The organism is Nostoc sp. JL31, assembly GCF_017114965.1.
Lineage (GTDB): Bacteria > Cyanobacteriota > Cyanobacteriia > Cyanobacteriales > Nostocaceae > Nostoc > Nostoc punctiforme_A.
In genome coordinates, this window is the sequence record NZ_JABXKO010000103.1 from 43396 (window position 1) to 67043 (window position 23648).

Genomic DNA, 23648 nt, shown 5'->3' on the forward strand with positions numbered 1-23648 from the left:
GCTCCCCCAACTCTCCTTACCATACCTTCCAAGGAGCTTGGTTGTTTTTCCACAGCCCTTCGAGATAGTTTTTATCACGTAAAGTATCCATCGGTTGCCAAAACCCATCATGTCTGAAAGCAGATAGCTGTTCCATATCAGCTAGCTTTTCTAATGGTTCTTGCTCCCACACTGTAGAGTCATCAGCAATTAAGTTGATTACTTCTGGTTCTAAGACAAAATAGCCGCCATTAATCCAAGCTCCATCACCTTCAGGTTTTTCCCGAAAGCTGGTGATTTTGGTTTGCTCATATCCTAAAGAAATAGCACCAAAACGTCCGGCTGGTTGAACGGCTGTGAGTGTTCCTAAGCTACTTTGTTCTTTATGAAATTTAACTAGCTCAGTGATATTAATATTACTGACACCATCACCATAAGTAAAGCAAAAAGTCTCGTTACCAAGATGTTCGCTGATTCGCTTTAAGCGTCCGCCTGTCATTGTATTATCACCCGTGTTTACTAAGGTGACACGCCAGGGTTCTGCATAACCAGAATGCACGTTCATCTGGTTAAAGCGCATGTCAAAGGTAACATCTGACATGTGTAAAAAGTAATTAGCAAAATACTCTTTAATGATGTAACCTTTATAACCGCAACAAATAATGAAATCATTAATGCCGTGGGCAGAATATGTTTTCATTATGTGCCAGAGAATTGGCTTACCACCAATCTCAACCATCGGCTTGGGTCTAACACTGGTTTCTTCACTGAGGCGTGTACCAAGACCTCCAGCCAAAATCACCGCTTTCATGCAATTACCTCGGAGATTTGTAGGGATATGATTATTTGAATTTTTCGAGATGAAGAGGATGCACTTAAAGGGAGAGAAATGTATTTCTGATTTCTGTTTCTCCGTCAATAATCTAACTGTAATTTCCGATGAAATTATAAAGGAAAGATAAATTAAAATCTTTTCTATATAAAAGCTCTATGAATATCTATAAATACAGAAATAAATTACTCAAGGAAATAAAAATATCACCTATAAAATAACTAGGGTTAGCTGGCGCTAACCCTAGTCAGGCTTGATTTTTTCAATCAAAACCAACAATATGCTAGTAACAAAACTTACTTGTTTCTAGTTAGTTTTTTCCATGTTACTTGAGCCTTGGAATAAAGGGTCACATTTGTTTTCGATGACTACACACATATTACTGAGTGCTTGTTGATAATTATCCATGTCATCTTGCTCAAGAAATATTTTGGCAGATGCCTGTATATCTTCGACAGCTTTTGTCTGGTTTTTGTTAGCTTCACTACCGCCATATTGTGCCAGTTCATAGCGAACCATGCCTCGTTTGAGATATGCTTTTGCTAGTTTAGGGCTTAGAGTTAATGCTTGGTTAAAGTCAGCGATCGCTTGATTATATTCTTGCTGATAATTGCTGCTATATTGAGCGATTTGATAATAAACAACACCCCGCTGGAAGTAAGCTTCGGCTTTGGAGACATTAAGTTGTATGGCTTGAGTAAAATCTGCGATCGCTTTTTTGTAAGCTTGTTGTGATTCACCGCTGTATTTAGCCATTTGGGCGCGGACAATCCCCCGTCTGACATAAGCTTCAATTTCATTATTATCTAAACCGATGGCTCGATTATAGTCTGCGATCGCTAGATTATATTCTCGATCGGGATCGTTGCTATATTCGGCGAGCATATAGCGAGCATTGCCCCGATTTACCAGAGCTTTGGTTTGATTGGGATTGATTTTCAGAGCTTGGCTATAATCTGTAACTGCGCCTTCATAGTCTTTCAGGTTATAGCGGGCATTGCCACGATTTACAATTGCTCTAGCGTGTGTAGGTTCTTGTTCAATTGCTTGGCTGAAATTGACAATTGCTTTTTCATAGTCCCGCTCTTTGTAAGCAATATAACCTTGCTGATAAGAATCAGCGAAGCTGAGTTTATTATTTGGCTGGGAAGACTTGATTGTTTGTTGGGTGTAAGCATTTTGGGAAACCAACGGCTGAGTAAATTTAATCATTACGTCTGCATATCCCAATAAACCAAAACCCAGCAAACAACAAATAATCGGGTACAACTTTGACTTTTTGGAAGGTTTATATGAACCGCTGGGAGTCATTATTGGCTGCCAGTAATTAGCTAGCTGCGGTGACATGGCTCGCTGAGGAAAATGCGGTGTCTGATTGTAGCGTTTTCTCGCTTTGATTCGCGGTTGTAGATGTTCTCTAGCTTCTATAGCCCGATGTGATGGGAAGGGGTCGCGTCCACCTAGTCGCACGGTACGTTCGCACCACGGACAGCTACGCATGTGGTTGTTGTAGCGATGCTGGGGATTTGTCGTACAGGTAATTAGGGACTCTTCGGCTTCAGCGATGGCTGAGAGCCAAGTCTGGGCACTGGGGCGTAGTTGTGGGTTGTTATGACCCTCTTCAAAACAACGGACAAATAATTCCTGTAAGCTGGGATGGAGAATTTCCCAAGGGGGGGCGATGGGTGTTGGCAGGTAGGGTACGTAACGCTTTTCGCTGTACGTGAAATGACCTGATGCAATGCGGGCTTCGTAAGGTGGTGGCTCAATCGCACCTTGAAAAATCCCCGAAAATGGGTGGGTGCCTTCCATTAAGAGTTGGAATACTAGCACCCCTAACCCAAATAAATCGTGAGAGATTTCGCGATCGTGCTGGGCAAAAGTTTTATTTTGTAGTTCTGGTGGAGTAAACTCTGGTTTACCTACTGGACAGCGATAAACAACATTGCTGTTTGGGTCGGTTACTTGGAAAGAGTCTGTGTCTATCAAAGTTACCAGTGCTGTATCACTGACGAGGATATTAGATTCGTTTACATCACCAATGCAATATCCACTAGCGTGCAAAGCGGCAAAAGCTGCCGCCAAGTTACGAGCCGTGCGGAGCAGGTACTGATAGTTGAATAGGGGGCAATGTTGCCGACGGGTTCTGGGGTTGTAAAAGTCGATGATTGGACGCATCCCCTGAATCCGTGGCATCAAAAATCCCAGGATGCTATTTTTGCCATCTGCCGCCCGTAATAAATCCTCTGGCCAAGCGATAGAGATATGCCCTAAACTCGCCGTAGGGTTTTCTGGTGGGTTGGCAAGCATCGCCTGGAGTTTTTCAGCATGGGCAGTAGTTGGCTTGTGGTAAATCTTCGCCACCAAGTCGTTATCGGATGGCACAGCATAAACACAAGCTTCACCGCCACGTCCCAAACTGACATTGAGACTGAGGATTTCTTTTCTGGGGGAACAACGTAGTACCTGCATAATGAAATTACCGCTAACGGAAGTTATTGTAAGATGTGAAACCTGTAAATCGATTGCTCATGAGTCGTTGAATGCGGCTATAATGAGTGTTAAATCATCATCAGTGCGTTGCGTAATCCGCTCTGAGCGTAAAAATTTTACCAATTGCTCCTTCGCTTCTGTCTTATCCTCGGTATTGGCGACAAATTCAAACAGCGGAAAAAAGAATGGTTTGTGAGGTTCGCCAACAACCATATTCAAAGCCAGCATTTGTAATCCGTCGGTGATGATACCAACGTTTACTATATCTGTGCGCCATAATCTCATCTGTGCTGTATCTAAGGCATTGGGCGAAGTTAAAAAAGTAGTTTCGTTGATGTATTCACCACTGTCAGGCATAGTCAGCGCCAGCAGGTTGCCCAGACGATCTTTTGCCACTGCCAAACCGTCACCTATCTGAACTACAGCTACAACTTCTGGTGTGGCAACCAGCATAATTAAGGTAGTTGCTAAATCTTGAGGCTGTTTGTCACAAGTAGCCGCTTCATCCTCTACAGCTTTTTTGGCGGCTAATATGGCATCATTTAAGAGCGATCGCACCAATGTATCATCAGTCAAACTTTTTCGGGTCAGCCCTTTGGTAGAAATGTTTTCTATTGCTGTCTCCACAGCAACCATCGCTCCCACTTTCCCAAGACTAGCAGAACCCGCGCCATCTGCTGCGGCCGCCACTAAAACATTATCTGACAATATCTGCCAGTGATGAGCATCCTGACATAATTGATTGTTTTTTAAGTGACTTGTACCACATACAGATGCAGCCACAATCCGCCATTGAGCAATCTGTTTTGATATGTTCATAAATTTTTTTCAAGCAGCTAGCTGTGTAAACATCAAGCTGCAATTTTTAATTAAACAGTCCCCCAACCAATCGGCGGTAGTGCTACCTGTTCGTCTACTTGGGAATGAGAAACAGCCGACATACTAGTTGACAGCCAGACAAACATCTCGATAAAATTTAATCCTTTAAGCTTTAAGGGAGTACGTACAGTTATTTGATTTAAACGCGTCATATTCGCATTTTCTACACCAACTGTAAAGAATGCTACCCGCTTGTTAGCCTCGTCTCCCTGTAGACGCTGGGATGCTTGCTCTACCACTTGCTCTAACTCACCTTGCGGTTCTCCATCGGTAATCATAAATACCCAAGGACGATAGTAAGCAATCCCGTTGGCACGATACTGAGATTTCCGCTCTTGAATTATGTCCAAAGCTTTATGAATTCCCGCACCCATTGTAGTTAAGCCTTGGGCTGTCAAAATCGGCGGATTGAATTGATCGGCAGTCACAAAGTCTTGTACTACATTGATATTACTATCAAAGGTGACGATCGCCACTTCCACCCGTCTCGCGGCTAAGGAATTTTTGACTAATTCATCCTTCAAACTCAGTAAACCCTGATTTAAAGCCTCAATCGCCTCTCCTTGCATCGACCCAGATGTGTCTAATAAAAGTACACAAGGACAACGTGGTTCTGGGTTCTCAGCAAATTCTACTACTTCATCAAGTCTTAATGTATCATGCATAACTTTTTGTGTTATGTTAAAGTCCAAAGCTTTATTTCCCTTTGCTCAGAGTATATAGTTCCAATCGCCGAGGCGACTACAGAATATAGTATCTATTGGTAGATGCTCTAATCTTTATTAAACAAATTATTTTCATAAAGTTCTCTATATATTTAAGATGAACTTGAGCACAGCTTAGTTTAGCAAAAAAGAGTTTATCAAAACCCAGCATTACCTGTTGTAATGTATCTACCAAAAAGTTATATCCATTAAACCTACAGTACAATAAATACGTAAACTTTCCTAGATAAGTTTTTAAAGATTTTATGTAGAAGAATCGTTTCTTTAAGGAAAAGTAATTAACCATAATTAAGCTCGTTAACTCTAGAAGTATATCAGTGTAACTACGCGAAGTTGGAATCAAATTTGCATCTTGAAGTGAGTGGGCATAAATAAACGTCATTATTAAGGTCTTCACTCAAAAGTTGTCAGTAGTTAGTAAAATCCAGAATTAACCAACATCTACTGATAATCTAGCTATGATAGATGCTTACCTTTATTCATACCTACTTGCTTTTTGAGTCAGATTAAGTCAAATGTGCTAAATGTAACAAAGAATATATAAACCTTACAATTTTTAATATATGTACATATTTTCAAATAAATAATTTGTGGGTAGAAAAATATTACAAAGAAGAGAATACTTTATAGATCATATTTTTAATCTACAAATGTTCGGTTGTTGATTCCGCAAAAAACTTGAAAAATATGAATAAGTCAGGTACATTCACCAAACTACGTCCTCTAAGTTTGTTAAGACAATTATCCAATTGTTCCGACAGTACTTGTTTACAAGTATTGAGTAACTCCGTTTCTTGGTCGATTTACTTAGAACAGGGCAAAATAACTTACGCTACCCATTCCGTGGAACCATTTGATCGATTAGAACGCCATTTGCGCCGCCTCAGCCAGCAAATTCCACTCCTTACTAATGAGGTTCGCATTCAAGTACGGCTGATGTTTGAACCTGACTCACACAGTAAATTAATCCAAGATGACAGTAATTCGAGAAGCCACCCTGCTGAGTATCAGGCTATATCCTGGCTTGTTAGTCAACAACATCTACATTCTACACAAGCAGCAGTGCTGGTTCAAGAATTAGTTAAAGAGGTCATTGAATCATTTTTGCTCATCAAAGAAGGTACTTATGAATTAACAGAATCAATTGAGATAATGCCAAAAATTTGCAGGCTAGGTGTAGAAAAAATTCTAGAGTATTGCCAAGTAAGATTACAGAATTGGCAGGCTTTTACACCAAAAATTTCTTCTCAATATCAACGGCCATATCTGTTGATTAACAGTAAGTTTGATGACCAAGATTTACCAAATCTACAGCCAGATTTAATTAACTGGATGAAGGGTTTTAGCCTGTGTCATCTGGCTGTAATTTTGAATCAAGATGAAATTCAACTAGCTCGCAATTTATACCCTTACATCCTTAAGGGTGCGATTATCCTCCATGAACCCGATCCACCATTTGATAAATTACCAAAGATTTTTGAGGAGCAATCGCTTTTCTCAAAATTGATTTTAGGGTTAGTTGACACCAAACAAGAACTAAGTAGCACTGTCAATTCTTACCAAAATATTCCTGAAGAGAAAATAGTTCCTGTTCAGCGATTACCACAGATTTCTACTCCTTCAAAAGAAAACTTTCAGGAACCAACAATATCAAATAGCATAAATTCTGCTTCCCAAAGAGTAACGGCTGCTACGGTAACAGTACAAAAAGTCCACAAAATCGTTTCTGTAGATGATAGCCCTACAATTCTTAAAGAAATTAGTTATTTCTTAGAAAATGAAAATTTTTCTGTAGTGACTATTAACGATCCAGTGAAAGCCGTTTTGTCAATTATAAGGCACAAACCGGATTTAATTTTGTTGGATTTAAACATGCTAGGAATTGATGGCTATGAGTTGTGCCGGATTATACGAAATAATTCCCTGTTTCAAAATACTCCTATTATCTTTGTCACTGGGAATAAAGGAATTGTAGACAAAGTAAAAGCCAAATTAGTCGGGGCATCTGGATATCTTACTAAACCGTTTACTCGCGCCGAACTACTGAAAATAGTTTTTATGCATTTGACTTAAATTAACTACTCCAATGAGTTTTTACTGCACATTACTTTGTGCGATAATCTACACATGATTACTAATCTCGAAATTGACGAAAACTTAATTAAGGAGAGCTACTCGAACTTGGTAATCATCCAACTAAGGATGCCGTTGTAGAAGAGGCATTACGAGAGTATGTCCAACGTCGAAAACAACTGAAAATTCTGGAGCTATTTGGCACGATTGAATACGAAGATGATTATGACTACAAGCTACAGCGCCGGAGTCGATGAAAGTCATTGTTGATACTTCAGTCTGGTCTTTAGCTCTCAGACGCAATTATAAAATTGATGAATCACCCTATGTTGCAGTGTTGCAAGAATTAATCAGTGATGGTCAAGTTGCTTTGCTTGGCGCTGTTCGGCAAGAGATACTCTCAGGAATTCGTGACGCTAACCAATACAATCGGCTGAAAAATTATCTCCGCGCATTTCCCAATCTTGAGTTAGATATGGAAGACTATGAACTTGCTTCTGAGTTTTATAATACTTGCAGAAGCAATGGTGTTCAAGGTGCAAACACAGATTTCCTAATTTGTGCCGCAGCCACCCGGAGAAATTATAAAATAATAATTACAGATAACGATTTTGATAATTTCAGTCAGTATATTCCCATAACATTGCTTCAATGCTAGGTCTAGGCTATTTACCCTGCACTCAAGTTAGAGAGATTTTAATCTCAGGTGATGTCTACGACGGGCTACGCCTACGCACCTTATAACCTAACAGATAATAATTCGCCTAAAGTCTTGTACAATCTTGGTAATTGCTCATCGCAAAAAGCTGGGCTTGTTGAGAAAAGAGAAAAAATAATGTCCCTTTTACATAATGTAATAATTGCTCAAATATGGACTAATAATGCTAGAAAGTAAAACTAGAGTGAATCTTCAAGATACATTAAGCAACGAATTCTTGGAAAAGCGCTGTTGAAATTTTTGAAATCAGAAAAAAGCTTGTGTATTTAGATTGCTGGTTTTATGGGATTTTAGCTCAAGCGTGAGAAACCAAATGGCTCTCACTCGTAATGGTTATGCAAGAAGCGATGTCTACGACGGGCTGCGCCTACATACACAAGTTAGCTAATTGCGTTTTGTGTTTTAAAACTTCACTCTAGCAGAAAACAAAATAATTTATAAGTCTACTTTCTGGCTCAACTAATAATAAAATTCTCAATTATGGAGTATAAAAAATGAAAAGTGTAGTGAGCGCAGCAGTTATATTAACATTGATTGGTGGAGTAAATTCCCTTCCTAGCTATGGAATCTTATCAAATATCAAGCCTTCAAGTATAGAAGTTAAATCAATTGCTCAAGGTAATCAGCAACAATTGATGGCTAGAGTTGGAACTGCTTTAAATACTCCATTTTATCTTAGATATGGAAGGACAGCTTACCTACCCACTGAAAATATTGAAATCAAATTTTCACAAGTTATCCAGGATTCTCGGTGTCCAAGTAATGTAACTTGTATTTGGCAAGGGCAAGTTATTATTGGCTTAGACATCATAAAAAATGGTCAGCAAGTTTCAACATTAACGCTAACCCTGATACCAGGTCGTGATGCTTTACCAATTCAATTTTTAGATAAATATTCAATGAGATTGATAGAGGTTTCCCCGTACCCAAAGAGCGGAAAGGCGATCGCACTCAAAGACTACATTGTTCAACTTGTTGTTAATAGAAACTAGATGACCAATCTTTGACCTTTTTTTAATTAAAAATTAAAAAATAAATCAATTGCTCAGAGCAAAAAGCTGGGCTTGTTGAGAACAGAGAAAAAACAAGCCCAGATTATATAGTTATCCTGTATATAGCTCTACGGCATTTCTAGGGATATGCAAAAATGATAATTCTTACAGGACGAAACCGAAAGTTAGGTGAATTTATGAATCCCTCTACCTTTGCAGTATTCCACCAAAACCGATTGTCAACGGAATTGCTGAATTCTAGAGTGTGCCAATTTCCATTAATATGTTGTACAGCTACTTCGATTCCATAAATGAAAGAGTTCCCCAAACCATGTCCTACAGAAAAGAAACCATCCCCGTTTGTTGCAGTAGTTAAATAGAAAATTCTGGGAGTTATAGGGAATGCCTGAGCAATAAGGTAGTTATCTTTTGCATATAAATCTACCATTTTTCCTTGTTGAAAGTATTTTAAATCATCATTAAAATCATCTGTTCCAGTAACAGTTGCTATTTGATTGAATTGTTGAAATGAGTTATTTGAAAGCTCAACAGCTTGAGCATAATTAATTTTAAAGGTCGTCAGAGTTACAGTAGTACCCGCCAAAACGGTAGACACACATAATTTCTTCAGACTCATCATAATAGATTAAACCCCTCTAAAAATTGTGGTTAACTGCAAACATAAACGCTTCAACCTAAAAACTACGTCATGCTGTTTGCTGGTTATTATATATTAAAACAAAGTATTTAATTAGTAAAGTATTGGGGACTAGTAATTTTAAGTAAGTGGGCGTTAAAAAATCAATCTATGTAACGAAGTCTAAACTTAGTAAAGAGCTTATAAATGAATCGTTGCAGGGTTTTTACAAATAATTGTTGATAATCTAAATGACTTATTGAATGATTTTCTCTCCGTTACTCAGAATTTCTACTTAAATATTTGCAACTCTTAGGACTACTATTCTTTGCGATCGCATCTCTTACCTAATTAGCTCATTTTTTTGGAGTATATTGTTTTGCCAGGCTAACGTAGTACGATTGTTCAAGTGAAAGGGTACGCCTTGCAGGGCGAGTAGCCATCGATCGCTAGCAGGCACCCTAAAATAAGAGCAAAAGACGATTCCTAAAACAAGCACACTCCATGCGTATTTCTCTAAATTGGCTGCGCGAACTAGTAGAGATAAAACTTAGTCCAGAAGAATTAGCCGAAACCCTGACAATGGCGGGGTTTGAGGTTGAAGAGATTGAAGACCGCCGCACTTGGGCAAATGGCGTGGTGATTGGGAAAGTGCTTGAGCGTCAACCCCATCCCAACGCCGATAAATTGAGTGTTTGCCAAGTGGATATCGGTACAGGTGAAACTTTAAATATTGTCTGTGGTGCTGCCAATGTGAAGGCAGATATCTATGTGCCTGTGGCAACTACGGGTACTTACTTACCCAAAATTGATTTAAAAATTAAACCCGCAAAACTACGTGGTGTAGCATCTCAGGGCATGATTTGTTCTTTAAAGGAACTCGGTTTGCCTACCGATGTAGACGGAATTCATATTTTTACCCAGGAAAATTTACCATTGGGTAGTGATGTCCGGCCATTGTTGGGTTTAGATGATGTAATTTTAGACCTGACCGCAACAGCCAATCGCGCTGATGCTCTAAGTATGGTAGGCGTAGCTAGAGAAGTAGCCGCTTTGACTGGTGGAAAGTTGAGCATTCCTGAAGCTGGTGAAGTCTCTATTCCCAAAAATGCCGGAAATTTAGCTTTAAAAATAGCCGATACCCAAGCTTGTCCTGCATACATCGGTACGGTAATTGAACAGGTGAAAATTGCTCCATCTCCCGAATGGCTGCAACAGCGTTTGCGGGCGGCTGGGGTACGTCCCATCAGTAATGTGGTGGATATTACTAACTACGTTTTGTTGGAATGGGGACAACCACTGCACGCCTTTGATGGCGATCGCCTAAAATCTGTTGCAAGTAGCGAAAATTTAAGCATCGGCGTTCGCTTCGCCAATAATGGAGAATTCCTCAAAACCCTGGATGGACAAACTCGCACCCTCGCAACCCAAAATTTGTTAATTACTGCTAACGACAGACCCGTTGCACTGGCGGGAGTTATGGGTGGGGAAGAAACGGAAGTCCATGCAGGTACTCAAAGCCTAGTTTTAGAAGCAGCTTTATTTGATTCCGTGGCAATTCGCCGTTCTTCGCGCAGTGTTGGGTTAAGAAGTGAGGCTTCTGGCAGATACGAACGGGGAGTTAACCGGGCTGAGTTGGAAATAGCCAATCGCCGCGCCTTATCCTTAATTAGCGAATTAGCGAGTGGAATTATTGTCCAGCAAGAAATTGCCGACACCCGCCCCGATCCGTCTACCTGGAGTCGTTCTATCGCCCTGCGTTTAGACCGAGTTAATCAGATATTGGGGCCAATCGAATTAGAAGAAGACACAGGTGAACTTCAAGGACAAGATGTTGAGCGCATCCTGACTGCATTGGGATGTCAGCTGACTCCTTCAGGAGAAGATAGCAGCCATCAACCTACATGGTCAGTTTCCGTCCCACCTTATCGTTACCGCGACTTAGAGCGAGAAATTGATTTAATTGAAGAAATCGCCCGTCTCTATGGCTACAACAAATTCTGCGATACTTTACCAGAAAAAGCAGAAGCTGGTTATCTGCCTTTAGATCAAGAACTAATTCGCAAATTACGAGCTTTCCTGCGGGCTGAAGGATTGACAGAATTAATCCACTATTCTTTAGTCAAACCAGGAGAAGACAGAAATATAGTACTGTCCAACCCCTTATTTGTTGAATATTCAGCGCTGCGAACCGATTTGATCTCTGGGTTAATTGATGCCTTTCAATACAATTTAGAGCAGGGTAATGGTGCGCTGAACGGTTTTGAAATCGGGCAGATTTTCTGGCAAGAAGAAGACGGTTTGCAAGAAACAGAAGCTCTGGCGGGAATTATCGGAGGCGATCGCACCCTTGGCAAATGGTCAAAAAGTGGACGCGAAGAACCCATCACCTGGTTTGAAGCCAAAGGCATTTTAGAAAGTGTATTTCGGCAACTTAGCTTGCAAATCGAATTTCAACCCGATCGCCGCGACGAGCGCTTACATCCAGGACGCACCGCTTCTCTGTGGATTCGGGGTAACAGACTGGGGATTTTTGGGCAACTCCATCCCCAATTGCGGCGAGAAAAAGGTTTACCAGATTCCGTTTATGTTTTCCAGTTGGATCTAGATGTGCTTTTAGATTCGCTAGAACAAGATGAAGTCCTCGTCCCGACATTCCAGCCCTATTCTACCTATCCAGCTAGCGATCGCGACATCGCCTTTTTCGCACCCGTGAAAATCTCAGTTGTCGAAATTGAAAAAGTAATTACCAAAGCTGGTAAAGATTTGCTCGAATCGGTAGAATTGTTTGATGAATATCGGGGCGAAAATGTCCCCGAAGGACAGCGGAGTTTAGCATTCCGCTTAATTTATCGGGCTAGCGATCGCACTCTGACTGAGGCTGAAGTTGAACCAGTACACAATAAAGTCCGCGAAGCCTTGGTGGAAAAATTCGGCGTGAATTTGAGAAGTTAGTCATTTGTCATTTGTCATTTGTCATTTGCTAGGAGTGAGAAATTAATAATTACTCACTCCCCGATGCACTGGCTGCAAAATCTAAAATCCAAAATCTAAAATCCAAAATCCAAAATAGTCTTAGCTATGCCTAAATATGTACTCTGGGGAACTTACTGCGAAGACGTTATCGAAAAACGCGCCCCCTATCGTCAAGCTCATTTAGACGGATTAGCAAAACAGAAAGAATCCGGTGTGCTGATTACCATCGGCCCCACCAAGGATGTTACAAAAGTTTTTGGGATTTACGAAGCCGAAGACGAAGCCACTGTGCGCCAGTTAATTGAAAACGATCCTTACTGGGAAAATGGCATCTGGACTGAATATTCAGTCAAAGAATGGATTCAGGCTTTTTGAAGAAGAATTCAGAAGTCAGAATTTAGGAGCAAAGCCGGAGACGCTCCGCCGAGGCGTCAAAATCAATCAATGGGGGATTCAGACCCACACTTCGACCTTTCTCTACGAGACGCTACGCGAACGATGCAGCCTCTTCTCTTCTTAAGCTGCGCTAGCCGCCACTCGTATAGAATTCATGCTGAATTCTGTTTTGTTTGGAGACTGGCTTTCACAGATATTTAACCACGCCTAAGTCTTGATTCTCCGGGGGGGCAAAGTATTTAATTGGGTAATCAGCTTAACCTTTGTCATAAACGACTCCCATATTTTTCAAATAAATCATTTAAAGCTTCTGCCAGCAATGCTTGACTACTTCGGTCTTTGTCAAGTGCAAATTTATCCTGCTTTTATACAATGCTAAAGATTACGTCAAGGTTAAAGAAAGCACAATTTTTCCTTTAAGATCAATTAAACTTGTATTCATTAAAGCATATTAATGCTAGTAATAATACTTAAAAATGAATTACAAGTACGCAATAGTTTTGGGAATCGTGGTATTCTCCAGTTTTCAAGCGGAAGCAAAAGCCGCTTCTACTTCTATGCTGGGAACGGCGAATAACTTCGGGGTCTTGGCTGCCTCGACGGTAACTAATACCGGCCCTTCCCTGATCACGGAATCTCTGGGTGTCAGCACAGGTTCTTCAGCCACTGGCTTTTCTCCAGGAAGCGTTACCGGAACGATATTCACATCTGATACAGTTGCGGCTCAGGCTCAGACGGATAACGCAACTGCGTACAATTTTTTAGCAGGCTTGAGTAGCAATGTGGACTTGACAGGTAAGGACCTGGGTGGACTCACGCTCACACCTGGCGTCTATTCTTTTAGCTCATCGGCTCAGTTGAGCGGAAAACTCACACTCAACAATCAAGGAGACCCCAATGCGCTCTTCGTTTTCCAGATAGGGAGTACGCTCACGACCGCAAGCAACTCGTCTATTGTCACGACCAACGGTGACGTTCCCAATGTGTTTTTTCAGGTCGGCAGCTCCGCGACTCTTGGTACTGGCACTCAGTTCTTGGGAAATATTCTAGCGCTCACGAGCATCACCCTGACTACTGGCGCAAACATTATGTGCGGTAGAGCCTTGGTGCAAAATGGTATCGTGACGATGGATACCAACAGGGTCTCCAGCGCCTGCGATACAAAGCCACAGAAAGTAGCAGTGGTTCCAGAACTAGCAGTGGTTCCAGAACCTGACTCATCACTTGGTGTTCTCGGCTCCGGGATAGTGGGTCTGTTATTCGCCTTCAGGAAAAGATTTAGAATATCTTAAACTCTCACGAATGCCCCACTCCCCACTTATGAAAATTTGGCAGGTTGATTTTTATCGTCGTCCCTCACAAGATGCGTCTGGACAAATTTTATGGGAGTTGTTGATTTGTGACGCAACTCGTAGCTTTGAGTATGAAGCCACCTGTCTCCAGTCAGCAGCAAATTCTAATTGGGTTGCGACTCAACTTGAGCTAGCTGCTGGTGAAAAATTGCCAGATGTAATTCAGGTGTTTCGTCCTCAGTCTCTAAGTTTAATTGAGGCAGCTGGACGCAATTTAAGTATTAATGTCGAACCTAGCCGCCACACCTTGGCGTTAAAGCAGTGGTTACAAGAAAAGCAATATCCCTCAACGCTGGATAAACCACCCCCAGCACCATTACCAGAAAACCTCTGGGGAGAACAATGGCGTTTTGCGACTCTAGCTGCTAGTGATGTAGAAACGAGATTTAGCGATCGCCCCATTCCCATTTTGCACATCGCAGAACATCTCAAACCAATCAATTTGGGTTTAGCATCAACAGTTCCTGTTCCTGGTGTAATAATTTATGGTGGACGGCAATCAATGCGCCTAGCACGGTGGTTACAGCAAGCCCGTGCCGTCAGCTTGAACTACATTTCTGGCGCACCGGATGGCTTAATATTAGAAGCTAGCTTGGTAGATAGATGGATTGTTGCCACATTTGAAGATCCAGAAGTTACAACAGCAGCCCAAGGATTTGAACAACGCAAGCAGCAAAGCCGAGGATTGCATTTTTTGTTAGTTCAACCCGATGATTCTGGTATGACTTATAGCGGCTTTTGGTTATTGCAGACAGAAAATTGATATTAATTGCCAAAAATATTTGTCTGCTTAATTTTTATAGCTAAATAAATCGATTAAAGTGGTGTCTGACTACAAGGGAATATGTGTCTACGCTTTACTGTAATTTGCCTATATAAGCCAGGTATATAAGTTTCGCAAATTATTAGTATGATCATAAAGTCATACTAAATAGTAATACTAAAAATTAATTATAGATACTCAAAGTCACAATTAGCTTAGAAAAAGACATTCTGCAATTTGTAGATCAGTATGCACAGGGAAACCGTAGTGCATACATCAATACACTGCTAGCAGAACACCGCCGCCGAATTTTAGCAGCAGAAATGATTACAGCACTAATGCAGGATGTTAAAGATGCAGAGTATCAAGCTGAAATTGCTGCTTGGGATGGCGTTGCAGGAGATGGCATAAATGCCAGGGAGTAATTTAAATTATCGGCGAGGAGAAATACCTTGGGTGAATCTCGATCCAACAGTGGGTAGAGATAAAAGTGAGGCGAAAGTGAGGCGAAGGTGATGAAAAAATTAAACTATTTCTTCCTGCTTTTGACTTAAATACATCGCAATTCCTTTCTCGTAGTAAGCTGCTTCATTAATAAAAATAGGATAAACAGTAGACGCTCCCTCATAGAAAATATCTTTTCCTTCAAAAGTCAGAAACATTGGATCGCCTGGATGCAAAGGTTCATAATCCCTAAACTGAAGCTGGGGGTGAATCATGGCTTGAATTTCCCCGCGTAGGTGCAGCCCGCCGTAGGCATCGCTTCTAGGATAATCGATAGTCTTAATATATTTATAAAGTGTAAGGTGGTTGCTTGTCTGCGGAATATTCCCCTGATTGCACCCTTCAAAATAATCTAAAACTGCATAAATAAGCTGTTCTGTTTCCTGAAATAATTTGGCGTTTAAAACATTTTGAGCTACAGCCCCAACTTCTATAACAAAACCCAATTCGCACAAAGAACGGAGAAAACCATTTTCTTTGGATTCCTGATTAATACAGACTTTCACTAAAGGATTGATAGAACTTAAATAAGCGCCTAACCTAAGCAAGAAAGGATGCATATCACAAAAAATCAGAGTTAACCCCATATTGGCAGTTGTGCTGTGCAAATCAATAATTACATCTATAAAAGGCTGATTTTGTGGTTGCAATATCTGTTTAATTGCTTTTGCCCGCGTATCTTCATAACTTGAGAGTTGAGGATTTTGTAAGCCTTGATTAGTGAAACAACGATTTAAATCTTTTTCAATGTATCGTTTGCCTTCTTCAATAGCTTTGAGATTACCAAGTAATGCCAGAGTTTCAAAACTTGCCCTGTTAATTAAATTAGGATATTGCTGAAACTTTTTGACTAAATGTACTCCTGTTAACTCATTACCGTGGTTTCCTCCAACGATCGCAACTCGTTCAATCTGAGTCATAACAACCTCATATCTAAAAAACTACCCTACAGTTATTGAGAATGGTGCAAGATACAAGATAGAAGTATAGCTGCTGCTGACTAAATCTTGTAAAAGACTGACGCGATGTCTACGACGGGCTATGACGCTCGATGACTCGCTACCGCTTCGCTATCGGCGTCGCTCCATGTTCAAGCCAAAATATGATAACTGTTAAGCTGTTGGTTTTAGTATAAAAGGGGAGCAAATTTATGGAGAAGGACTTTCAAACAATGCCTACGGTGGGCTACGCCTACGCTGAACTTTACAAAAACGCCCTCCTCAACGACGTACTCCCCTTTTGGGAAAAATATTCTCTCGATTGGCAGCAAGGCGGCTATTTCACCTGCCTCGATCGCGAAGGCAAAATTTATGATACAGATAAATTCATCTGGCTGCAAAATCGCCAAGTGTGGACTTTTTCGATGCTTTACAACCAGCTAGAAAAGCGCGAAAATTGGCTAAAAATTGCCAGCAACGGCGCTAATTTTCTCGCCCAACATGGCAGAGATAGCGATGGGAACTGGTACTTTGCCCTCACCCGTGAAGGGAAACCATTGGTTCACCCTTACAATATCTTTTCTGATTGCTTTGCGGCGATGGCATTTAGTAAATATGCACTCGCTGGCGGCGAAGAATGGGCAAAGGATGTGGCTATACAAGCTTATAACAACGTATTACGCCGCAAAGATAACCCCAAGGGCAAATATAATAAAACCTATCCCGGCACACGCCCGATGAAATCATTGGCTGTACCGATGATTTTAGCCAACCTGACTTTAGAAATGGAATGGTTGCTGCCAAAGGAAACACTAGAAAATGTCCTGGCTGAGACTGTCCGCGAAGTGATGACCGATTTTCTTGACCAAGAACGGGGACTAATGTACGAAAACGTTGCCCCTGATGGTTCCCATGTCGATTGTTTTGAGGGACGGTTGATTAACCCAGGTCACGGTATCGAAGCTATGTGGTTCATTATGGACATCGCGAGTCGTCGAAATGATACCAAAACTATTAACCAAGCCGTTGATGTGGTGTTAAACATCCTGAATTTTGCTTGGGATAACGAGTACGGCGGATTGTATTACTTTATGGATGCAGATGGTCGTCCCCCACAACAATTGGAATGGGATCAAAAACTGTGGTGGGTTCACCTAGAGTCTTTGGTTGCATTAGCGATGGGCTATCGCCTGACAGGGCGTGAGGTGTGTTGGGAATGGTATCAAAAGATGCATGATTACGCCTGGTCACACTTTGCTGATTCAGAATACGGTGAGTGGTTCGGTTATCTCAATCGGCGTGGAGAAGTATTGTTGAACCTCAAAGGTGGCAAATGGAAAGGATGTTTTCACGTACCGCGTGCATTGTATCTTTGTTGGCAGCAATTTGAGGCGATCGCTACTCCTTTGCAATAAACTTATTACAAAAATTCATATTCATAACCACAACTGAAGCTGTCGTTACCACAGCTTCAGTTTTAGTAACAACAGCTTTAAGGTTACTTATAAATGCTTCATCTGTAGTAATAACGGCTTCAGCATTGATAATTACAGCTTCAGTTTTAGTAACAACAGCTTTAAGGTTACTTATGAATGCTTCTGTTGTAGTAACGACGGCTTAAGTTATTGCGATGCCTGCGGCGGTAAACAACGCAGTCAGTTTAATCTTTGTTAGTGTACAAGTAATATTGGAAAGATGTCTCATGAATGTTGTGACACCTAAGCGATTTACCATCGCTGAATACCATCGATTGATTGAACTCGGATTTCTGACAAAGGGCGATCGTATTGAATTAATTCGAGGGGAACTGATTCAAATGACAGCAAAGGGAACACCTCATACAGTTTGTAGTTCTATCCTGTGCCGTCAATTGGATCGGCTTTTAGGCGATCGAGCAGTCCTCCGTGGACAAGATCCTATCACCCTTCCTAATCAAAGTGAGCCTGAGCCAGATGTTGTCATTGCAAGAGGAAGAGATGAAGATTATCTCGCTCATCATCCCTATCCTGAAGATATTTTGTTAGTGATTGAAATTTCGGATAAAACTATAGATTACGATCAAACAATCAAGTTGTCATTGTATGCAGAAGCCGGAATTTCTGATTACTGGATTGTAAATTTGCCTGCTCGTCAACTTGAGCGTCATAGCCAGCCATATCAGAATGCTCAAAGTAAGTTTAGCTATCTCAGTAAGCAGATTTCTTTATCGAATCAGTCAGTAGCAATTCCTGGATTTGAAGATGCATTATTAGACTTGAATCGCTTGTTTCCAGAGAGTGCTAATGAATGATTTTCGCTCGTATCATAAAGTGAGTTAAGCTATTTATACTTTTGCGATAGACCTTACCTAATAATCTGGGCAGGAAGCAGAAAGTATGAAATTTATACCAATTATGCTAATAGTTTTCCTGTGACTCTGCCAGAACTTGACTGGCTAACTCATGAAATTAGCGATTGGCTTGGCTTACCAATTACTAGAGAGTAAACTACAAACTAAATTCAGCTGCGCCGTCCTCATCAACTTCTGCATCCTTACCCACACCAGTAGGTTTAAATTTAGAGCCATGAATTAATTCACCAAACGCAATTCCTGGATTTTGGTGAAGAATATTCAGCACACTCATAAAATCCCGCACAATTTCCCCTGGTGTCAGTAATGCTTCTGCACCCAAGCGATTAATAATTTCTTGCACAAACTCCTTCAACTCACGATTTGTCAAAGTCTGTTCATACCCAAAATTAAGTGCATGAATCTCAGCTAAACGTTGCAAAAGCGTCAATATTTCTGCCTCACTCAACGGATTTAGCCGAATCACTGGCCCTAAATGTTCCTGAACATTAGCTTGGGCAACAAAACGACTTTCTTTTGTACGTCTTTGCCAAGCTTGGTCTGCAAAAAGTCCGCGTTTGGGGTCTTCTAAAAATTTAGTTGTTCCACCAACAACAATGCCAAGATGTTCTGCTTTACATTGCATGGTGTCGTTAAACATTGCGAGGAGTCGATTATAATTCTTTTCTCGTGTGACTGTAGTAGATATTTGATATAAATGTACGGCTTCATCAACTAGAATTAACAGTCCTTTATAGCCAATCTCAGCGACAAACTTCGCAAACAGTTTTATATAGTCATACCAACTATCATCATCAATAATTACACGCACTCCTAAAGCTGCTTTCGCCTCAACTTTAGTAGTAAATTCTCCCCGCAACCAACGCATTGCTGCATTTTTTAAATTATCATCATCTAATCGATAGCCACGCCAATAAGCGATAATCACGCTACCAAAATCGAAGCCGTGAACTAAGTCTTCAATATACTGAACTACTTCCCTAATTTTTGATTCAACTTGGTCATCAAAACCATCGTCATTGGGACGCATTTGAGTTTCTTTAACCACTTCTTGTTGAATTTTATTAATCCATCCTTCTAAAATCGAAACTAAAGCACCACCATCAGGACGAGTTTTTGTAGCTAGGTGACTCATTAATTCTCGATAAGTCGCTACGCCTTCATTGTTGCTTCCAGCTAATCGACGTTCTGGCGATAAATCAGCATCAGCTACTACAAAACCTTGCTCCATAGCGCGGTTGCGAATTAGTTGTAATAAAAAACTTTTCCCAGAACCGTAGTTACCAATTATGAAGCGAAATGCTGCGACACCTTCTGTAATATCATCGAGATTTTGTAATACGCTTTTTAGTTCTTTTTCTCGACCTACTGCGATATATTCAACTCCCAATCTTGGTACTACCCCTGCACCAAGGGAATTGATTAAAGCAGTGGAGATTTTCTTCGAGATTTTGAGCTTTGCCATGTATTACACTTCACTTTATTCTAAACGCAGAAGCACGCAGTAAGTAGGTAAGGGATATCATCTTACTACTAAATCTGACGACGGCAATAACAATTTAATTTGACGAAGTATGTCTAGCCATGAGGCCTTCATACGTCGCAATCATTTTTTTGACATCTGTTATATACTCCTGATAAACTTTTGGACTTTCCGAATCAGAATTAATTATTAATTCCCCAATAGTATCATTTGCCCGTTCATTTATAGAATCGATTAATAAATTTGGCATAGTAATATTTGCTTCGGCAATTTTTTTAATAGCACTATTGGGATTATCTTGTTCAACTATAGCTTTTAATACTTGTAACTCATGTCCTGGAAGATTTTCGAGAAAATTGGTCCATTCTTCGGGGATATTTTCTGATGTCTCAACTTTCGAATTTTTAATGACATCTGAAGATTCAATTATTTCCGAAAATGGAAACAATTCAATATCATCTTCTTGGAAATTATCAGACAAAGGCTCTGGATTTAATGTTTCTACTTGTTGTAGTAATTCCCATACTTGATTTTGTAATGAGTCTCGTTCTTCTTGCAATAATGAAACTTGTCCTTGTAATTGCTGTAATTCAGCTTTGTGTTCTGCTAGTTGAGTTTGTGAAGAATTAAGAATAGCTTGGAGATTTTCTCTTTCGGTTTTCGTTGCTACCAGCAATTGATTGTTTTGAGTTGTCTCAACTTCTAGCTCTTGAATTGCAATTCGCAGTTCGTATAATTTTTCTTCTAATTGGGGTTTGAGTCTGCCTAAAAGAGTTAAATTACTTTCAACTTCTTGTTTTTCGTGTTGTAGCTCGGAAATTTGACTTTGCAATTGAGTGATTTCAGCACGAGATACATTACAATTTGACTCTAAACGGCGCTTTTCTGCTGTGAGGATAGAAAAAGCATTGTTCAATTCAGTTTGATTGTTCTGCAAATTATTAATTTCAGTTTGCAGGTTACTAATTTCTGTTTCTAATTGCTTCTTTTGTCCGGCAAATGTTCTTAATTCTCGCTGTAGACTATCTCTTTGACTACGGCTTTCTATGACTTGATTTTGCACCTGTTGTGATTCAGAATATAATAAATTATGATGTTCTTTAATTTGATTTATTTCTCTGACAACGCGAGCCTTTAATCCCTCCATCTCTTTAATTCGCTTGCGGAGAGAACCTAAAACAAACATTTCATAATTTCTGCGCCGCTTGTCTATGAATAATGCTGTTGTATGGATAGTAACGGCAGTAATTACACCTGTGAGAAAGGCTTTATTAAAATCCCAGCTTGGGACAAGGCTAAGACCAAAACTCACACTAAAGGCAACTATCACTAGTATAAATCGATTGCTGATCGTTACTGATTGCATATTGCTGGTTTTTAGCGTAGTAAAATTATCTGAATAAGTAGTCATACTAATTTATAATTTTTAATTCGTAATTCGTAATTAAAAAGCAAATACATATAAAATACTTAATCTAAGTAGTTATATCTGGTCAATCAAGATATTTTTCTCAATTTGGGTATCAGAATGGTAATGAAATCTCTAATTTTAGTTAATGGTGCATAACACTATTTTGTAAGTTACAAAAAAGCGCAATCATCAATGAAAAAGTTTTGATATTAAGTGTTGGATGTGTTTTTATTTGCATAAAAAAGCGTTAAATCTGCTTTTAAAAAATCAACAAACTGCCGTGCTGTACGTCCAGAACGACCATTATGACGAGTTGCCCATTGTAATGCCTGAAATTCCAAATCTTCTTGGGTAATATTAATTTCAGCTTGTGCCACTAGATGTTGTACAATTTTTAAATAAGTTTTCTGATTGGCTGGTTCAAAAGTCAAGGTTAAACCAAAGCGATCGCTAAACGAAAGCTTCTCCTGCATCGTATCCCAGGCATGGATTTCCTCGTTATCCTTGGGAGTCGGTCTATCTACAAAAAACTCCCGAATCAGGTGGCGGCGATTGGAAGTAGCGTACACAACTACATTTTGAGGTCGCGCCGTTAAATTACCTTCTAAAACTACCTTGAGGGCTTTAAAGGCATCATCATCTTCTTCAAATGAAAGGTCATCGACAAAGATAATAAATTTTTGTGATACACCCCGTAAATGTTCCACGATTTCTGGTAAGTCTTTTAAATCAGATTTTGCCACTTCCAATAAGCGGAGGCTGCGATTGCTATATTCATTTAACAAAGATTTCACTAAAGAAGATTTGCCAGAACCGCGACTACCGTAAAGTAATACATGGAGTGCCATCTGTCCTGATAATAAAAACTCTGTATTTTTCAGCAAAGCATCTTTTTGAGATTCGTAACCGACAAGCGCGCTCAGTTTAACCGGGTCAGAATACCTGATACCGAGAAACTGCCCAGATTGCCAGCGTAAAGCGCGATATTCTGCAAATAAACCAGAGCCACATTGCCGATAATAAGCTGCTAACTCTTCTACAGCATCACCCCAATTATCTAACTCTTGTAGATATGTAGTAAATTTTGTCTCTACTCCTACTAATTCTTGCTCTTTATACCACACTACTGGCGAAATCGGCATGTGAGCTACGCCTTGTACCCACTCGCTCAAAGAAGCGCTGCTACACTCATATAGACTTTGCAATACTTGTAAATCATGCTGAACTGCTGTTACTAAAGCTGGGGGCAAATCTTCAAATTCTCGCACTCCCGCCAGCCTTGTAAAAGGATTCTCAGAGAAGAGAATTTGAGTAATTAAATAGTCTTCCCAGTTTTGATTTCTAGCAGCCAAAGCGTGAAAGTAACTGCCGTAGGCTTGAAGACAACCTCGTGCATCGGCTTCAGTGTAACGTATAGCTTGCAACAGTTCCAGAAATGCCCTCCCCACTTCACCTTGTAGAACAGATTGGTACAGTAAAAGTGAGGCTGCTTGGCGCTGGAGATATTGAACCCTTGTATATGAGGAAGTACTTGCCATTGGCATCGCTTTATTATCCATTAATCAACTGTGTGGTATAGCTAAATAGCTATGGTAAATTGTCTGCTGACCCTGGCAGTAAAGTCAAAGTCTACATAGGTTTTAACAATGAATTTAGGTATAGTTGCTGCTTTTGCCTACGGCATATTAGCGATTGTTGGTGGCGTTATTGGCTACATACAGGCTACAAGTAAAGTTTCACTCCTAAGTGGTAGCATTAGCGGTTTATTACTAATACTTGCCGCTTACTTTCAACTCCAAGGACAAACTTGGGGTTCGATTTTAGCAGTATTAGTTACTGCTGTTTTAATAGTTGTCTTTGCATTTAGACTGGCAAAAACACGCAAGTTTATGCCTGCGGGATTAATGACGATTTTAGGTATGCTGGCATTGGCGGTGATGGTGAATCAAATGGTGGCTTTAAGGTAATATCGGTCTTTTAGCAATAACCACCCTCCTGTTTTTTGTATAGTATGACTCTCTTTGCCTTGAATTATACTAGTACATTTATATTACTATGACTTGTTACCCTTGCCTAATAACTTCCAGATCAGGGTAAAGTTTTATTGGTTGATTATACTGCGTAGGCGTAGTCCGTCGTAGACATCG

General features: G+C 40.3%; 19 protein-coding genes and 1 pseudogene. 11 read left to right on the top strand and 9 right to left on the bottom strand.

From position 1 onward, the window contains the following. Positions 1-16: 16 nt before the first annotated feature. The 4 genes from rfbF to HWQ43_RS25310 form a co-directional block, all read right to left on the bottom strand. Positions 17-790, bottom strand: a complete 774-nt coding sequence (gene rfbF, locus HWQ43_RS25295) for a glucose-1-phosphate cytidylyltransferase (RefSeq protein WP_292738782.1) — start codon at positions 788-790, stop codon at positions 17-19. A 327-nt stretch (positions 791-1117) separates the two neighbouring features. After that, positions 1118-3283: a tetratricopeptide repeat protein gene (locus HWQ43_RS25300; protein WP_292738783.1), complete on the bottom strand. Its 2166-nt coding sequence runs from the start codon at positions 3281-3283 to the stop codon at positions 1118-1120. Between the two features lie 57 nt (positions 3284-3340). Further along, positions 3341-4123, bottom strand: coding sequence for a PP2C family serine/threonine-protein phosphatase (locus tag HWQ43_RS25305; RefSeq protein ID WP_292738784.1), 783 nt, complete (start codon positions 4121-4123; stop codon positions 3341-3343). A gap of 50 nt (positions 4124-4173) precedes the next feature. Continuing rightward, a complete protein-coding gene (locus HWQ43_RS25310) occupies positions 4174-4848 on the bottom strand; it encodes a VWA domain-containing protein (RefSeq protein ID WP_094351580.1) in 675 nt (224 codons plus the stop codon). A gap of 747 nt (positions 4849-5595) precedes the next feature. Here HWQ43_RS25310 and HWQ43_RS25315 point away from each other — a divergent pair. The 4 genes and pseudogenes from HWQ43_RS25315 to HWQ43_RS25330 all read left to right on the top strand — a co-directional run bounded on the left by HWQ43_RS25315 (position 5596) and on the right by HWQ43_RS25330 (position 8691). Continuing rightward, positions 5596-6981, top strand: a complete 1386-nt coding sequence (locus tag HWQ43_RS25315) for a response regulator (protein ID WP_292738785.1) — start codon at positions 5596-5598, stop codon at positions 6979-6981. A gap of 146 nt (positions 6982-7127) precedes the next feature. Further along, positions 7128-7238, top strand: a pseudogene (locus HWQ43_RS33890) (type II toxin-antitoxin system VapB family antitoxin); the annotation flags it as partial. Then, the gene (locus tag HWQ43_RS25325; RefSeq protein WP_292738786.1) at positions 7235-7639 is read left to right on the top strand and encodes a PIN domain-containing protein; all 405 of its coding nucleotides are present in this window, start codon (positions 7235-7237) and stop codon (positions 7637-7639) included. The pseudogene HWQ43_RS33890 and the gene HWQ43_RS25325, both read left to right, overlap by 4 nt. 554 nt (positions 7640-8193) lie before the next feature. Then, the gene (locus HWQ43_RS25330; protein WP_292738787.1) at positions 8194-8691 is read left to right on the top strand and encodes a hypothetical protein; all 498 of its coding nucleotides are present in this window, start codon (positions 8194-8196) and stop codon (positions 8689-8691) included. Between the two features lie 139 nt (positions 8692-8830). Here HWQ43_RS25330 and HWQ43_RS25335 read toward each other — a convergent pair whose 3' ends face one another. Continuing rightward, positions 8831-9307: a hypothetical protein gene (locus HWQ43_RS25335; RefSeq protein WP_292738788.1), complete on the bottom strand. Its 477-nt coding sequence runs from the start codon at positions 9305-9307 to the stop codon at positions 8831-8833. 525 nt (positions 9308-9832) lie between these two features. Between HWQ43_RS25335 and pheT the strand changes: the two genes are divergently transcribed. From pheT to HWQ43_RS25355, 4 genes are all read left to right on the top strand, one after another. Beyond that, a complete protein-coding gene (gene pheT / locus HWQ43_RS25340; RefSeq protein ID WP_292738789.1) occupies positions 9833-12283 on the top strand; it encodes a phenylalanine--tRNA ligase subunit beta in 2451 nt (816 codons plus the stop codon). Between the two features lie 126 nt (positions 12284-12409). Next, positions 12410-12679, top strand: a complete 270-nt coding sequence (locus tag HWQ43_RS25345; protein ID WP_292738790.1) for a YciI family protein — start codon at positions 12410-12412, stop codon at positions 12677-12679. Positions 12680-13176: 497 nt separating this feature from the next. Continuing rightward, positions 13177-13992 (top strand): ice-binding family protein, encoded by an 816-nt coding sequence (locus tag HWQ43_RS25350; RefSeq protein ID WP_292738791.1) that lies wholly within the window; start codon positions 13177-13179, stop codon positions 13990-13992. 28 nt (positions 13993-14020) lie between these two features. Further along, on the top strand, positions 14021-14815 hold the full coding sequence (locus HWQ43_RS25355) for a Tab2/Atab2 family RNA-binding protein (protein WP_292738792.1): 795 nt from the start codon (positions 14021-14023) through the stop codon (positions 14813-14815). 524 nt (positions 14816-15339) lie between these two features. Here the strand turns inward: HWQ43_RS25355 and HWQ43_RS25360 are convergent. Then, positions 15340-16239, bottom strand: a complete 900-nt coding sequence (locus HWQ43_RS25360; protein ID WP_292738793.1) for an aspartoacylase — start codon at positions 16237-16239, stop codon at positions 15340-15342. 230 nt (positions 16240-16469) lie between these two features. On the opposite strand from HWQ43_RS25360, the gene HWQ43_RS25365 reads away from it, so the two are divergent. Both HWQ43_RS25365 and HWQ43_RS25370 read left to right on the top strand, forming a co-directional pair. Further along, positions 16470-17672 carry an AGE family epimerase/isomerase gene (locus HWQ43_RS25365; protein ID WP_292738794.1) on the top strand — a complete coding sequence of 401 codons (1203 nt, stop codon included), beginning with the start codon at positions 16470-16472 and terminating at the stop codon, positions 17670-17672. A gap of 287 nt (positions 17673-17959) precedes the next feature. Next, on the top strand, positions 17960-18547 hold the full coding sequence (locus HWQ43_RS25370; RefSeq protein WP_292738795.1) for a Uma2 family endonuclease: 588 nt from the start codon (positions 17960-17962) through the stop codon (positions 18545-18547). A 196-nt stretch (positions 18548-18743) separates the two neighbouring features. Here the strand turns inward: HWQ43_RS25370 and HWQ43_RS25375 are convergent, their stop codons facing one another. The 3 genes from HWQ43_RS25375 to HWQ43_RS25385 all read right to left on the bottom strand — a co-directional run bounded on the left by HWQ43_RS25375 (position 18744) and on the right by HWQ43_RS25385 (position 23060). Further along, positions 18744-20072 (bottom strand): ATP-binding protein, encoded by a 1329-nt coding sequence (locus HWQ43_RS25375; RefSeq protein ID WP_292738796.1) that lies wholly within the window; start codon positions 20070-20072, stop codon positions 18744-18746. 94 nt (positions 20073-20166) lie between these two features. Next, positions 20167-21456, bottom strand: coding sequence for a tellurite resistance TerB C-terminal domain-containing protein (locus HWQ43_RS25380; RefSeq protein WP_292738797.1), 1290 nt, complete (start codon positions 21454-21456; stop codon positions 20167-20169). A gap of 254 nt (positions 21457-21710) precedes the next feature. After that, complete coding sequence (locus tag HWQ43_RS25385; protein WP_292738798.1) at positions 21711-23060, bottom strand: ATP-binding protein; 1350 nt, start codon at positions 23058-23060, stop codon at positions 21711-21713. 87 nt (positions 23061-23147) lie between these two features. Between HWQ43_RS25385 and HWQ43_RS25390 the strand changes: the two genes are divergently transcribed. Continuing rightward, entirely contained in the window at positions 23148-23468 is a 321-nt protein-coding gene (locus HWQ43_RS25390) for a TMEM14 family protein (RefSeq protein ID WP_292738799.1), read from the top strand. The last annotated feature ends 180 nt before the right edge of the window (positions 23469-23648 follow it).